This is a genomic window from Pseudomonas sp. FH1 (assembly GCF_000510895.2).
GTDB lineage: Bacteria > Pseudomonadota > Gammaproteobacteria > Pseudomonadales > Pseudomonadaceae > Aquipseudomonas > Aquipseudomonas azotoformans_A.
This window is the reverse complement of record NZ_AOHM01000002.1, coordinates 73,938-88,563: the sequence shown is the minus strand read 5'-3', so window position 1 is coordinate 88,563 and position 14,626 is coordinate 73,938. Positions and strand designations below refer to the sequence as shown.

General features: G+C 61.1%; 14 protein-coding genes. 8 read left to right on the top strand and 6 right to left on the bottom strand.

From position 1 onward, the window contains the following. Positions 1-5 precede the first annotated feature (5 nt). The 6 genes from H096_RS01030 to H096_RS01005 all read right to left on the bottom strand — a co-directional run bounded on the left by H096_RS01030 (position 6) and on the right by H096_RS01005 (position 5,841). Positions 6-1,349 carry an imelysin family protein gene (locus H096_RS01030; RefSeq protein ID WP_033896364.1) on the bottom strand — a complete coding sequence of 448 codons (1,344 nt, stop codon included), beginning with the start codon at positions 1,347-1,349 and terminating at the stop codon, positions 6-8. 127 nt (positions 1,350-1,476) lie between these two features. Beyond that, a complete protein-coding gene (locus H096_RS01025) occupies positions 1,477-3,528 on the bottom strand; it encodes a bifunctional diguanylate cyclase/phosphodiesterase (protein ID WP_033896334.1) in 2,052 nt (683 codons plus the stop codon). A gap of 193 nt (positions 3,529-3,721) precedes the next feature. Then, entirely contained in the window at positions 3,722-3,907 is a 186-nt protein-coding gene (locus H096_RS01020; RefSeq protein ID WP_055725970.1) for a hypothetical protein, read from the bottom strand. Between the two features lie 152 nt (positions 3,908-4,059). Continuing rightward, complete coding sequence (locus H096_RS01015) at positions 4,060-4,656, bottom strand: Fe-Mn family superoxide dismutase (protein ID WP_033896332.1); 597 nt, start codon at positions 4,654-4,656, stop codon at positions 4,060-4,062. 178 nt (positions 4,657-4,834) lie between these two features. Beyond that, positions 4,835-5,434: a LysE/ArgO family amino acid transporter gene (locus H096_RS01010; protein ID WP_033896331.1), complete on the bottom strand. Its 600-nt coding sequence runs from the start codon at positions 5,432-5,434 to the stop codon at positions 4,835-4,837. A 5-nt stretch (positions 5,435-5,439) separates the two neighbouring features. Continuing rightward, on the bottom strand, positions 5,440-5,841 hold the full coding sequence (locus H096_RS01005) for an ACT domain-containing protein (protein WP_033896330.1): 402 nt from the start codon (positions 5,839-5,841) through the stop codon (positions 5,440-5,442). Between the two features lie 98 nt (positions 5,842-5,939). Here H096_RS01005 and H096_RS01000 point away from each other — a divergent pair, with 98 nt between their 5' ends. The 8 genes from H096_RS01000 to ugpC all read left to right on the top strand — a co-directional run bounded on the left by H096_RS01000 (position 5,940) and on the right by ugpC (position 14,599). Continuing rightward, complete coding sequence (locus H096_RS01000; RefSeq protein ID WP_016975403.1) at positions 5,940-6,833, top strand: LysR family transcriptional regulator ArgP; 894 nt, start codon at positions 5,940-5,942, stop codon at positions 6,831-6,833. Between the two features lie 52 nt (positions 6,834-6,885). Beyond that, complete coding sequence (locus H096_RS00995) at positions 6,886-7,884, top strand: NAD-dependent epimerase/dehydratase family protein (RefSeq protein ID WP_033896329.1); 999 nt, start codon at positions 6,886-6,888, stop codon at positions 7,882-7,884. Between the two features lie 114 nt (positions 7,885-7,998). Continuing rightward, on the top strand, positions 7,999-8,844 hold the full coding sequence (locus H096_RS00990) for a hypothetical protein (RefSeq protein WP_033896328.1): 846 nt from the start codon (positions 7,999-8,001) through the stop codon (positions 8,842-8,844). Between the two features lie 115 nt (positions 8,845-8,959). Beyond that, positions 8,960-10,219, top strand: a complete 1,260-nt coding sequence (locus H096_RS00985; protein WP_033896327.1) for an AGE family epimerase/isomerase — start codon at positions 8,960-8,962, stop codon at positions 10,217-10,219. A 104-nt stretch (positions 10,220-10,323) separates the two neighbouring features. After that, a complete protein-coding gene (locus tag H096_RS00980; RefSeq protein WP_033896326.1) occupies positions 10,324-11,610 on the top strand; it encodes an ABC transporter substrate-binding protein in 1,287 nt (428 codons plus the stop codon). Between the two features lie 79 nt (positions 11,611-11,689). Beyond that, positions 11,690-12,598, top strand: a complete 909-nt coding sequence (locus tag H096_RS00975) for a sugar ABC transporter permease (RefSeq protein ID WP_033896325.1) — start codon at positions 11,690-11,692, stop codon at positions 12,596-12,598. Then, positions 12,591-13,436 carry a carbohydrate ABC transporter permease gene (locus H096_RS00970; protein ID WP_016975397.1) on the top strand — a complete coding sequence of 282 codons (846 nt, stop codon included), beginning with the start codon at positions 12,591-12,593 and terminating at the stop codon, positions 13,434-13,436. Before H096_RS00975 ends, H096_RS00970 begins: the two co-directional genes overlap by 8 nt. A gap of 2 nt (positions 13,437-13,438) precedes the next feature. Beyond that, a complete protein-coding gene (gene ugpC, locus H096_RS00965; protein ID WP_033896324.1) occupies positions 13,439-14,599 on the top strand; it encodes a sn-glycerol-3-phosphate ABC transporter ATP-binding protein UgpC in 1,161 nt (386 codons plus the stop codon). Positions 14,600-14,626: the final 27 nt, after the last annotated feature.

Sequence of the window (14,626 nt, the reverse complement as noted above, 5' to 3'; positions counted from 1 at the left end):
ATTGATCAGAACTCGTGATCAGCGTTATCCGGGTTCAGGTCGCTGATACCCAGCTTGCCCGCCGCCGCTTCGATCGAACCGGTCTGCTTGACCAGGGCGGCGATGGCGTCACGGACGATCTGGTTGCCCGCATCGTTACCGGCCGCGATCAGTTGGTCGTAGTGCTCACCCTTGTTGGCGTGGTCAACCATGACCTGGATCTTCGCTTCGGTAGCCGCCAGGTCCGCTTTCAGTGCGGTGTCGGCTGCCGGGTCGTCCTTGGCCACCAGGGACGACAGGCTGGCGCCGGTCATTTTGGTGCCGTCGACGCGGGTGTACTCGCCCAAGTAGACGTTGCGGATGCCCTTGGCGTCGTAGAAGTGCGAGTTGTGAGTGTTGTCGCTGAAGCAGTCCTGCTCGTCTTCCGGCGAGTTGGCTTCCAGGGAAACCTTCATGCGCTCACCGGCCAGTTCGCCCAGGGACAGGCTGCCCATGCCGAACAGCATTTTGCGCAGGCCGTCGGTGGCAGGTTCTGCCTCCAGGGTGGCGCGGTAGTTGTCTTCAACGTTGGGTTTCCAGTTGCCGACCATTTCTTCCAGGTCGCTGACCAGCAGTTGGGTCACAGCGCTCAGGTAGGCGCGGCGACGCTCGTTGTGGCCGCCAGTGGCGCCGTCGCCGGTCAGGTAGTCCGACGCAGGACGGTTGCCGGCGCCTGGGCCGGTGCCGTTCAGGTCTTGGCCCCAGAGCAGGAATTCGATGGCGTGGTAGCCGGTGGCGACGTTGGCCTCGGAACCGCCCAGCTCGTTGAGGCTGGCGAGTTTTTCCGGGGTGATGTCCTTCACGTCGACCTTGTCTTCGCCGACCTGGATTTCGTTGTTGGCGATGATGTTGGCAGTGGCGCCTGGGTTACCCAGGGCGTGTTCGTAGGACTTGTCGACATAGTCGATGAGGCCTTCGTCCAGCGGCCATGCGTTCACCTGGCCTTCCCAGTCGTCGATGATGGTGTTGCCGAAGCGGAACACTTCACTTTGCAGGTAAGGAACGCGGGCGGCGATCCAGGCGGTGCGCGCGGCTTTCAGGGTTTCGTCGTTCGGCTTGGCGAGGAACGCGTCGATAGCGGTTTGCAGGGTTTTCGCGGTGGACTCGGCATCGCTGTAGACCGCGAACACCATGTCTGCGTAATGCGCGACCACGGCCTTGGCAGCGGCTTCGTCGACCTGGCCGGCAGGGGTGGCAGCCGCTGGAGCGGTAGTGCTGGCAGCCGGGGTCGGCGCCTGAGGCGCGGCGGCCTTGTCTTTACCTTCGCCGCAACCGGCGAGAGAAATGGCAATGGCCAGCAGACTGGCGGTGGCCAGGGGCATACGAATCATGGCGAACATCCTGCTTCGGTTGTTGATGGGGCGCGCGGGGGAGCGCAAAAACTGCGACATAATGCGAAAGATTTGCATTTTGTGTAAAGGGTTATACGCGGGAAATATTCAGTATCGTTTTGCTGCATCAGAGAATCGCGGCGTTATTGCGCTCCGACTGCTTTAAAAAAGCCGCCAACTCCCGCGCCGGCAAGGGTTTGCTGTAGTGATAACCCTGACCTTCATGGCAGCCTTCGGAGATGATGTAGGCCTCCTGCTCGGCGGTTTCCACGCCTTCGGCGATCACCTGCATACCGAGGCTTTTGCCCAGTTGGATGATCGCCCGCACGATGGTGGCGTCGTCGTCATCGTCCAGCAGGTCCTGCACGAAGCTCTTATCGATCTTGATCTTGTCCAGCGGCAGGCTTTTCAAGTAGCTGAGGGATGAGTAGCCGGTGCCGAAGTCATCAATCGCAATCAATGCCCCGGAACGGCGCAGGCTCAGCAGGTGCTGGGCGGCGGTGCTGATGTCTTCCATCAGGCCGGTCTCGGTGACTTCCAGTTCCAGGCTGCGCGGCGGCAGGCGGTAGATCTGCATCAGGTTGTTGACCACCCGCGGCAACTCGGTGTGGTGCAATTGCACGGTGGACAGGTTGACCGCCATGCGCAACTCGGTGAAGCCCAGGTCGTGCCATTCGCGCAATTGCCGGCAGGCTTGGTCGAGCACCCATTCGCCAATCGGGATGATGGTGCCGTTCTGCTCGGCCAGCGGGATAAACAGGTCCGGCGGCACCAGGCCATGTTCCGGGTGCTGCCAGCGGATCAGCGCTTCCACGCCGACCACATGGTGATCGCGGTAGCTGATCTGCGGCTGGTACACCAAGTGGAATTGGTCGCGGCTCAGGGCATCGCGCAGGTCTTTTTCCAGCTCGCGGCGACGGCGCATTTCGCTGTCGACGCTGGCGATATAGAACTGGTAACGGTTGCGCGACCGGGTCTTGGCCAGGGTCATGGTTTGCTCGGCTTTTTGCAGCAGCTTCTCGGTGCTGTCGCCGTCTTCCGGGAACAGGGTGATGCCGATGGTGGCGCGTAGGCGGATGCCTTCGTGGTCGAGAGCAAATTCCGCTTCAAGGTCATCGAGGATGCTTTGCGCCAGTTCGGCGGCCTCGTAGGGCTGGTCGATATCGGCTTGTACCAGGGCGAACTGGTCGCCGCCCAGCCGGGCCAGGGCACCGAGGCGGCCGCTGTGGGCACGCAAACGGTCGGCCAGGGCCAGCAGCAATTTGTCGCCGGCCTGGTAGGTGAACTGTTCGTTGACGCTCTTGAAGTCATCCAGCCCCACGCATAACACGGCCACGCGGCTTTGGCGGCGACCGGCGTCGATGAGGATCTTGTCCAGTTGCTCCTGCAGTTTCTGGCGGTTCGGCAAGCCCGTCAGGAAGTCGTACTGGGCCATGCGCAGCAGGCTGCTTTCCGCCTCATGGCGCAGGTGGGTATTGCGTTCGATGGATTCGAGCAACTGGTTGGCGGTGTTGATCCATAGCCCCAATTCGTTGCGCTCGTGGCCCTTGAGTTGCGGGATCTTGTGTTCGCTGGGCCGGTCCGGGTTGATCGACGTCAGGTGCTCGATAATCCGCGACAGCGGCTTGGTCAGCAGCCAGTGGTAGACCAGGTACAGCACCAGGCCCATCGCCAGGGCGCGCAATACCCCGGAAATAAAGATAATCACTGAACTGACAATAAACCCCTTGCCGTAGGTGGCCGTGTCGAGGGTGATGCTCAGATCGCCGTAATACTCGCTGTAGGGGCCTTTGCCGACCAATGCGGTGGTGAATGTGCGTTCCTGGCCGAGTATCAGGTCGGTCAACCAGCGGCTGGGCGATTGCTGCAATGCGCGGCTTTTCTCGGCGAGCATGGTTTCGTTGGGATGGCCGATGGACGCCATGCGCACCGCGTCATCCTGGAACAGGCCCTCAATCACTTGCATGCCCATCTCGCGGTCCAGGCTGTAGACGGCCTGGGTCGAGGGGTCGCGAAACATGTCGAGGATGCGCTGGGCATCGCCGGCCACGGCCTGGCGCGTCTTGTAGGCATCGAAAACGATCTGCGCCACGCTCAGCGCTACGCCCACGATCAATGCCGACAGCAGCACAACCCGTAGCAACTTCACCGACAAGCTGTTCTTGAGTTCCAGCTTCAAAGGGGCATTCCTTGTCTCATGCGGGTGGCCTTCAATATGCCATGAGTATTGGCAATCCCGTGAGGGCAGTCAAAGGAACATTAGGGCCGCAGGCGTCTTGAGGCTGGATGCACAGAAAAAAACAGAAAAAAACGGCGGATTTGCTCCGCCGTCTGGGTACTCGACTGGCCTGTGGTCAGGCTAAGCCTTTGCATCACTGATAGGCGGAAACCTCGATCTTCGACGGCGCCGGCGGCATCATGTCCTCACCGGGCTTGCTGGGTGCACTGGCACCGCCGCCTTCGCTACCGCCACCTGCGCCACCGGCGAGGCCTTTCATAAGGCCGCTGATGAGTTGCATCGCCATCTGCCCGCCTGCTTTTCCGATTTCTTCCATCATTGATTCTCCAGCAGAGTGTGAAAGGGTTATTCCTCTCACTGCGTGGGTGGCAGATTCCCTTCTGCGGGTTCCACGATTCCGGTCTGGCCAGCGTTGTGGAACGCCCACAAAAAAGCCCGGCAATGCCGGGCTTTTTCTACTGCAAGCGTTGCTTAGGCAGTGAAGGTCTTGCCTTCGAACTGCTCAGCCACGAACTTCCAGTTGACCAGGTTCCAGAACGCTTCCACATACTTTGGACGCACGTTGCGGTAGTCGATGTAGTAGGCGTGTTCCCACACGTCGCAGGTCAGCAGCGGGGTGTCGCCGTTGGTCAGCGGGTTGCCGGCGCCGATGGTGCTGGCCAGGGCCAGGGAACCGTCAGCCTTTTTCACCAGCCAGCCCCAACCGGAACCGAAGGTGCCGACGGAGGTCTTGGTGAACTCTTCCTTGAACTTGTCGAACGAACCGAACGCAGCGTTGATGGCATCAGCCAGTGCGCCGGTCGGTTGGCCACCGGCGTTTGGCGCCAGGCAGTTCCAGTAGAAGGTGTGGTTCCAGACCTGAGCGGCGTTGTTGAAGATGCCGCCCGAAGAGGATTTGACGATCTCTTCCAGGGTCTTGCCTTCGAACTCGGTGCCTGGCACCAGGTTGTTCAGGTTCACGACGTAGGTGTTGTGGTGCTTGTCGTGGTGGAATTCCAAGGTTTCCTTGGAGATGTGCGGCTGCAGGGCATCGTGTGCGTAGGGCAGCGGCGGCAATTCGAAAGCCATGATGATTCTCCTAATCAGGTCAGTTGCGGTGAGCGCAAGGCCGATCACGGGCGGCCAAACAAGCGCCGGGGAGTTTGTACTCTTTGCGGCGCAGGGTCCGGATCATAGCACCGGGGGTGCGGCAAAACCACGCAACAACTGTGTGGGATAGAGGTTCCAGAGCGTTTTGGAATATTCCCTAAGCCGCGATCAATTGATAGGCCACGCTGAACATCATCACCGCCACCAATAGGTCCAGCAGGCGCCAGGTTGCGGGGCGCGCCAGCCAGGGTGCCAGCCACGCCGCGCCGAGTGCCAGGGTGGCGAACCACAGGAACGATGCGCTGGCGGCGCCGGCCACGTAGGCGCCGGGTTCGGTTTGCTGTGCGCCGAGTGAGCCGATCAGCAATACAGTGTCCAGGTACACGTGCGGGTTGAGCAGGGTCACGGCCAGCGCGCTCAGCAACACCGCGCGCAGCGAGCGCACCTTGAGAGTGTCGCCTTGGTCCAGGCTCTGTTTCGAACAGGCCCGGCGCAGTGCACACGCGCCGTACCAGATCAGGAACGCCGCGCCGCCCCAGCGTGCCACCGCCAACAGCACCGGGCTTTGCGCCAGCACCGTCGCCAGGCCGAACACCCCGGCGGCTACCAGCAGGGCATCACACACCACACACAATGCCGCCACGGGCAAGTGATGTTCACGACGCAGGCTCTGCGCCAGCACAAAGGCGTTCTGGGTGCCGATGGCCATGATCAGGCCCAGCGCCACCAGCAGACCGTTCAGATAACTCTGCCACATAGGGTTTACTCCGCGTCTGCTGCCAGTTGCCGCAACACCTGCAGAGCGCGCTCGGCATCGGCACGCCCGACGAACAGGTGGTCGTGGTAATAACCGGCAATCACATTGCAACTGATGCCGGCCTTGCCCAGCGTACTGGCGAAGGCGGCGGTGAGGCCCACGGCTTCCAGGGCCGAATGCACATTCAAGGTGATCCACGCGGCGACGTAGTCAAAAGCCAGGCCGGCCTGTTCCGCTTGCTGGCGTTCGACGATCAGGGTCAGGCCTTCCTGCTCGCGAAAGCTGCCGATCACCTCGCAGCCACCAGGGATGCGGTTGTCGGGCACGGTGCAGAACACATAGTCGCCGTCATTGAGTTGAGGGCTCATGCTGCGCAGCAGGGTTGCCAGGGCGGTTTCGCCAGCCATGGGAGGTTCCTTATAAAGAGAGAAGCGATGCTGGCTATTCTCATTGTCTAGGATGTATAAGAAAAGCAAATATTCCTGATCGCTCATTAGAGAAACTGATGTTCGACTATAAATTACTCTCTGCCCTGGCAGCCGTGGTGGAACAAGCGGGCTTCGAGCGTGCCGCTCAAGTGCTGGGACTGTCGCAATCGGCAATCTCCCAGCGCATCAAGTTGCTGGAGGCGCGCATTGGCCAGCCGGTACTGGTGCGGGCCACGCCGCCGACGCCCACCGATATCGGCCGTCGCCTGCTCAACCATGTGCAACAGGTGCGCTTGCTGGAGCGTGACCTGCAAAGCCAGGTGCCGGCGCTGGATGAAGAGGGCATGCCCGAACGCTTGCGCATCGCGTTGAACGCCGACAGCCTTGCCACGTGGTGGGCCGAGGCTGTCAGCGGGTTTTGCGCCGAGCAGCATCTGCTGCTGGATCTGGTGGTGGAAGACCAGACCGTCGGCCTCAAACGCATGCGCGCTGGCGAAGTGGCGGCCTGTATCTGCGCCAGCGAGCGTCCGGTGGCGGGCGCGCGCAGCCTGTTGCTGGGCGCCATGCGTTATCGGGCGTTGGCCAGCCCGGCGTTCATTGCCCGGCATTTTCCCCAGGGCGTACGCGCCGATCAACTGGCGCGCACCCCAGCACTGGTGTTCGGGCCGGATGATTTCCTGCAGCACCGCTACCTGGCTTCTCTCGGCGTGGACGGTGGTTTTGAGCATCATTTGTGCCCATCGTCTGAAGGCTTTATCCGCCTCACCGAGGCGGGCCTGGGCTGGGGGCTGGTGCCGGAATTGCAGGTTCGCGACCAGCTGGAAAAGGGCATATTGGTCGAGTTATTGCCAGATAAGCCCATCGATGTGCCGTTGTACTGGCATCATTGGCGCAGTGGCGGGCAACTGTTGGGCTTGCTGACCGACCATCTGGCCCAGGCCTGTGGTCAATGGTTGGTGCCGTTGGAGTGATGGCGTGCGTCAAGGCAACAGCGATGAAAAACGTAAGAACATGGGGTAATACATGAAGATTCTGGTCACCGGCGCAAGCGGCTTCATTGGCGGGCGCTTTGCGCGTTTCGCCTTGGAGCAGGGCCTGGACGTGCGGGTCAACGGGCGACGTGCCGAAGGTGTGGAGCACCTGGTCAGGCGCGGCGCCGAGTTTATCCAGGGTGATCTGAATGACGCCGACCTGGTGCGACACCTGTGCCGCGATGTCGAGGCCGTGGTGCACTGCGCCGGCGCCGTCGGCTTGTGGGGTAAATATCAGGACTTTCACCAAGGCAACGTGCTGGTCACCGAAAACGTCGTCGAAGCCTGCCTCAAGCAGCATGTCGGGCGTTTGGTGCATCTGTCGTCGCCCTCCATTTACTTCGACGGTCGCGACCACCTGGGCCTGACCGAAGAGCAAGTGCCCAAGCGCTTCAAGCACCCTTATGCCGCCACCAAATACCTGGCCGAGCAGAAGGTGTTCGGAGCCCAGGAGTTCGGCCTTGAAGTGATTGCCCTGCGCCCGCGATTCGTCACGGGGGCCGGTGACATGAGCATCTTCCCGCGCCTATTGAACATGCAGCGCAAGAACCGCCTGGCCATCGTCGGCGACGGCCTGAACAAGGTCGACTTCACCAGCGTGCACAACCTCAACGAAGCCTTGCTCAGCAGTTTGCTCGCGCCAGGCTCTGCGCTGGGCCGGGCCTACAACATCAGCAACGGCACGCCGGTGCCAGTGTGGGATGTGGTGAACTACGTGATGCGTCAAATGCAATTGCCCCAGGTGACGCGTTACCGGTCCTACGGTTTGTCCTACAGCGTGGCGGCGCTCAACGAAGCGTTTTGCGCGATGTGGCCCGGGCGCCCGGAGCCGTCGCTGTCGCGCCTGGGCATGCAAGTGATGAACAAAGATTTCACCCTCGACATCAGCCGCGCCAGGCATTATCTGGACTACGAGCCCAAAGTCAGCCTGTGGACCGCCCTCGACGAGTTCTGCAGTTGGTGGAAAGCCCAGGATCCGGGGTTCAAGTAAGCACACAAGCGGCAACACTTCGGGAACCGAATCTGGCGTTCCGGGTCGATCAGTGCGCCGGGAACGCGGTTTATACTCCCGTCGCACGCCACTTCACCGATTCAGGGTTGATACATGCGCAACGATGCTAAAGACGACTTCGACAACGTTCCCAGCCTGCGGGCCGATGTCGGGGATGACGATGATTTCGAACCGACCCCGGCCACCTCGGTGCGCTCGCGCAACACCAAAGTGGTCAAGGTCAAGAGCGCCAGCACCGGGCCATTATGGGCCTTGATCGGTGCGCTGCTGATCGCCTTTGCGGGCCTGGCCTGGTGGAGCTTCCAGCAGATCTCCCTGATGGGCCAGCAGTTGGTGGCCACCCAGGAAAGCTTCGCGCGCATCAGCGAAGAAGCGGCGGGGCGCCTGCAGGACATTTCCGGCAAGGTGGTGGCCAGCGAGGCCAGCGTCAATAACGGCAGCGAAGCGCTGAAACTGCAGATCAAGCAGCTTGAAAGCCAGTTGCTGGAGCAGGGCAAGCAGCAGGTCGGCGTGGCTGGGCAAGCCACCGAGTTGGATAAGCGCCTGGCGCAGATGACCGCCAGCACCACTGACCTGTCCAATGCCAACAGCAAATTGCAGGGCCAAGTGCAGGCGTTGACCGACGCCGTGGCGACGCTCAAGGCGGCGCAAGTTGACGCCAGCAAGCGCGATAACGAAATCAAGGAGCTCACTGCGGACGTGGCGGCCTTGAAGAAACAAGGCAATCCAAGCGCTGCCATCGCCCGTATCGAGCAGGACCTTGTGGTGCTCAAGAGCGCCCAGGACAACCAGCCGGCCAACAGCGATGCACCGACCAATAAAGAGTTCGACGTGTTCCGTATCCAGACCACGCGCAATATCACCACGTTGCAGAGCCAGGTGCAGAACCTGAACCAGCAGTTGAATGCGCCGGCAAGGGTCACCCCGCTCGGGCAATGAGGCTGCTGTTGGTAATGTCACCACTTGGTGACATTTCCCATCCCCTTCGTTACTTGCCGTCGCCGCGCCCTTGTTTAGACTCCGGTCATCCCACAAAAAACAATAAGGGCCACCCATGACCACGCAACCACTGCCTGCCAGCAGTTGGCTGAACGCGCCTGCCCACCACGCCTGGCTTGCGGCCGAGGGACAGCGCCTGCTGGCCTTCGCCAAGGCGTCGCGACTGCCCGACGGCTTTGGCAACCTCGACGACAAAGGCCAATTGCCGGCCGACGCCCACGCCGAAACCATGAACACTGCCCGCATGACTCACAGCTTCGCCATGGCCCACGCCTTGGGCTTGCCGGGGTATGCCGACCTGGTTGCGCATGGCGTTGCAGCCCTCAGTGGCCCGCTGCGTGACAGTGAACACGGTGGCTGGTTTGCCACGCCCCACGCCCTCGATGGCAACCGTGGCAAGGCTGCTTATCTGCACGCGTTTGTTGCCCTGGCCGCCAGCTCGGCGGTGGTCGCCGGTGCACCCGGTGCACAAAACCTTCTGACTGACGCCGTCCATATCATCGACCAGTTTTTCTGGAGCGAGGAGGAGGGCGTGATGCTCGAATCGTTCGCCCAGGATTGGAGCGGTGTCGAAGCCTATCGCGGCGCCAACAGCAACATGCACGCCACCGAAGCCTTCCTCGCGCTGGCCGATGTCACCGGCGACACGCGCTGGCTGGACCGCGCCTTGCGCATCGTCGATCGGGTTATCCACACCCACGCGGCGGGCAACCAGTTCATGGTGATCGAACATTTCGACACGCACTGGCAACCCTTGCTCGGTTACAACGAAGACAACCCCGCCGACGGCTTCCGCCCCTACGGCATCACTCCCGGCCACGGTTTTGAATGGGCGCGGCTGGTGCTGCACCTGGAAGCCGCGCGCCTGCATGCCGGGCTTGCCACCCCCGAGTGGCTGGTGACCGATGCCAAGGGCTTGTTCGCCAGCGCCTGCGAATACGCCTGGTCCGTGGATGGTGCCCCCGGCATCGTCTACACCCTAGACTGGAACCAGCGCCCGGTGGTGCGCGAACGCCTGCACTGGACCCACGCCGAAGCCAGCGCCGCAGCCCAGGCGTTGCTCAAACGCACCGGCGAGTTGCATTACGAAACCTGGTACCGGCGTTTCTGGGAGTTTTGCGAAACCCACTTCATCGACCGTATTCACGGCAGCTGGCACCACGAACTCAGCCCCCACAACCAACCCAGCAGCGTCATCTGGGGTGGCAAGCCCGACCTGTACCATGCCTGGCAAGCGGTATTGCTGCCTGCGCTGCCGCTGGCGCCAAGCATGGCCAGTGCCATCGGGGCTGGGCGCTATGTCACCGGTTGGTGACATTTGTCCATCCCTTTGTTACCTGCGCCTGAAAAATCCATGTTTAAACTCCGTGCAGCGCAAGCCTAAGACTTGCATGCATAACAACAAGAAAAGGTACTCAGATGAACGCGATTAATCGCCTCGCCGTTGCTATTTCCATTGCCTCGTTGTTTCCCCTCTCTGCATTTGCCGCCGACTCGAAAGGGACGGTTGAAGTTGTGCATTGGTGGACCTCGGGCGGTGAAAAGGCGGCTGTAGATGTCCTGAAGGCCCAAGTTGAGAAAGACGGTTTCGTCTGGAAAGACGGCGCCGTAGCAGGTGGCGGTGGCGCCACCGCCATGACCGTGCTGAAAAGCCGCGCGGTTGCTGGCAACCCGCCAGGCGTTGCCCAGATCAAAGGCCCCGACATCCAGGAATGGGCGTCCACCGGCTTGCTCGACACCGACGTGCTCAAAGACGTCGCCAAAGAAGAGAAGTGGGACTCCCTGCTCGACAAGAAAGTCTCCGACACCGTGAAGTACGAAGGTGACTACGTCGCCGTACCGGTCAACATCCACCGCGTGAACTGGCTGTGGATCAACCCGGAAGTCTTCAAGAAAGCCGGTATCACCAAGAACCCGACCACCCTCGAAGAATTCTACGCAGCCGGCGACAAGCTGAAAGCCGCGGGCTTCATTCCGCTCGCCCACGGTGGCCAGCCTTGGCAGGACAGCACCGTGTTCGAAGCGGTCGTTCTGTCGGTGATGGGTGCCGATGGCTACAAGAAAGCCCTGGTTGACCTGGATAACGGCGCGCTGACCGGTCCGGAAATGGTCAAGTCGCTGACCGAACTGAAGAAAGTCGCGACCTACATGGACGTCGACGGCAAAGGTCAGGACTGGAACCTCGAAGCGGGCAAGGTCATCAACGGCAAGGCCGGCATGCAGATCATGGGTGACTGGGCCAAGTCCGAATGGACCGCGGCCAAGAAAGTCGCTGGCAAGGACTACGAGTGCGTAGCCTTCCCAGGCACCGACAAAGCCTTCACCTACAACATCGACTCCCTGGCGGTGTTCAAGCAGAAAGACAAAGGTACCGCTGCTGGCCAGCAGGACATTGCCAAAGTCGTGCTGGGTGAGAACTTCCAGAAAGTGTTCAGCATCAACAAGGGTTCGATCCCTGTTCGCAACGACATGCTGAACAAAATGGATTCCTACGGCTTCGACTCCTGCGCCCAGACCGCTGCCAAGGACTTCCTGGCAGACGCCAAGACCGGCGGCCTGCAGCCAAGCATGGCGCACAACATGGCCACTACCCTGGCGGTGCAAGGTGCGTTCTTTGATGTCGTGACCAACTACATCAACGACCCGAAAGCCGACCCAGCCGACACCGCCAAGAAATTGGGCGCTGCGATCAAGTCTGCCAAGTAACGGTTGACCTTGTGGGGGGCTCCCTAGCCCCCCACACGGCTTGTTCCTGTAGTCCTTTTTCCCTGTACTGGATTTCCCCATGAGTTCTGTTGCTGTGTTCAGCAAAGCCTCGCCGTTCGATGCACTGCAGCGCTGGCTACCCAAACTGGTGCTGGCGCCCAGCATGTTCATCGTGCTGGTGGGCTTCTACGGCTACATCCTGTGGACGTTTGTGCTGTCGTTCACCAATTCCACGTTCCTGCCGACCTACAAATGGGCGGGCCTTGCGCAATACGCGCGGTTGTTCGACAACGACCGCTGGTGGGTAGCGAGCAAGAACCTGGCGGTGTTTGGCGGGATGTTCATCGGTATCACCCTGGTCATCGGCGTGACCCTGGCGATCTTCCTCGACCAGAAAATCCGTCGTGAAGGCTTCATTCGCACCATTTACCTGTACCCGATGGCGCTCTCGATGATCGTCACCGGCACCGCCTGGAAATGGCTGCTCAACCCAGGCATGGGCCTGGACAAACTCCTGCGTGACTGGGGCTGGGAAGGCTTCCGCCTTGATTGGCTGATCGACCCCGACCGCGTGGTCTACTGCCTGGTGATCGCCGCCGTCTGGCAAGCCTCGGGTTTCATCATGGCGATGTTCCTCGCTGGCCTGCGCGGTGTCGATCAATCGATCGTGCGCGCTGCACAGATCGATGGCGCGAGCCTGCCGCGCATCTACTGGAGCGTGGTGCTGCCAAGCCTGCGACCGGTGTTCTTCAGTGCGGTGATGATCCTGGCGCACATTGCGATCAAGAGCTTCGACCTGGTAGCGGCGATGACCGCCGGCGGCCCAGGCTACTCGTCCGACCTGCCTGCGATGTTCATGTACTCGTTCACCTTCAGCCGTGGCCAGATGGGCATGGGTTCGGCCAGTGCCATCCTGATGCTCGGTGCGATCCTCGCGATCATCGTGCCTTACCTCTACTCCGAGCTGAGGACCAAACGTAATGACTAGTCTCGCCTCCAAATCACCCATCAGCCTGAGTCGCATCGCGATCTACGCGGTGCTGATCCTCGCCGTGCTGCTGTATCTGGTGCCGCTGGTGGTGATGCTGCTCACCAGCTTCAAGACCCCGGAAGACATCAGCTCCGGCAACCTGCTGAGCTGGCCGACCGTGGTCACCGGCATCGGCTGGGTCAAGGCCTGGGCCACGGTAGACGGTTACTTCTGGAACTCGATCAAGATCACCGTTCCGGCCGTACTGATCTCCACCGCCATCGGTGCGTTGAACGGTTATGTGCTGTCGTTCTGGCGCTTCAAAGGCTCGCAGCTGTTCTTCGGCCTGCTGTTGTTCGGCTGCTTCCTGCCGTTCCAGACCGTGCTGCTGCCGGCCTCGTTCACCCTGGGCAAGATGGGCCTGGCCAGCACCACCACCGGCCTGGTGTTCGTGCACGTGGTCTACGGCCTGGCGTTCACCACGCTGTTCTTCCGTAACTACTACGTGAGCATTCCGGATGCGCTGATCAAGGCCGCGCGTTTGGACGGTGCAGGTTTCTTCACCATCTTCCGTCAGATCATTCTGCCGATGTCGACCCCGATCATCATGGTCTGCCTGATCTGGCAGTTCACCCAGATCTGGAACGACTTCCTGTTCGGCGTGGTGTTCTCCAGTGGTGACTCCCAGCCCATCACCGTGGCGCTGAACAACCTGGTCAATACCAGCACCGGGGCCAAGGAATATAACGTGGATATGGCGGCGGCGATGATCGCCGGGCTGCCGACCCTGCTGGTCTATGTGATCGCAGGCAAGTATTTCGTGCGCGGCCTCACGGCCGGCGCGGTCAAGGGGTAATCATGGCTACGCTTGAACTTCGCAATGTAAACAAGACCTATGGCGCCGGCCTGCCCGACACCTTGAAGAACATCGAACTGTCGATCAAGGAAGGCGAGTTCCTGATCCTGGTCGGCCCTTCGGGGTGCGGCAAATCCACGCTGATGAACTGCATCGCCGGGCTTGAGACCATCACCGGTGGCGCCATCATGATCGGCGACCAGGACGTCAGCGGCATGAGCCCCAAGGACCGTGACATCGCCATGGTGTTCCAGTCCTACGCGCTGTACCCGACCATGAGCGTGCGCGAGAACATCGAGTTCGGCCTCAAGATCCGCAAGATGCCCCAGGCCGATATCGACGCCGAAGTGGCGCGTGTGGCCAAGCTGCTGCAGATCGAACACCTGCTCAACCGCAAGCCTGGCCAACTGTCCGGCGGCCAGCAACAGCGCGTGGCCATGGGCCGTGCCCTGGCGCGTCGGCCGAAGATCTACCTGTTCGACGAACCGCTGTCCAACCTCGACGCCAAGCTGCGCGTCGAGATGCGCACCGAAATGAAACTGATGCACCAGCGCCTCAAGACCACCACGGTCTACGTGACCCACGACCAGATCGAAGCGATGACCCTGGGCGACAAGGTTGCGGTGATGAAGGACGGCATCATCCAGCAATTCGGTACGCCGAAAGAAATCTACAACAACCCGGCCAACCAGTTCGTGGCGAGCTTTATCGGTTCGCCGCCGATGAACTTCGTGCCCCTGCGCCTGCAACGCAAGGACGGTCGCCTGGTGGCCCTGCTCGACAGCGGCCAGGCCCGTTGCGAACTGGCGCTGAACACCACCGATGCAGGTCTTGAAGACCGCGACGTGATCCTGGGCTTGCGTCCGGAGCAAATCATGTTGGCGTCGGGCGAGGGCGACAGTGCGTCGAGCATCCGTGCCGAAGTGCAGGTCACCGAGCCGACCGGCCCGGACACCCTGGTGTTCGTGCAACTCAATGACACCAAGGTCTGCTGCCGCCTGGCACCCGACGTGGCACCGCAGGTGGGCGAGACCCTGACCCTGCAATTCGATCCTTCCAAGGTATTGCTGTTCGACGCCAACACCGGCGAGCGACTGGGCACTGCTTCTTCATTGTCCGCACAGGGGCATGCCGACAATGTGGCCCAATTCAAAGGCCGCTGAAGCAGATAAGTTGTTGTTTTAGATAAA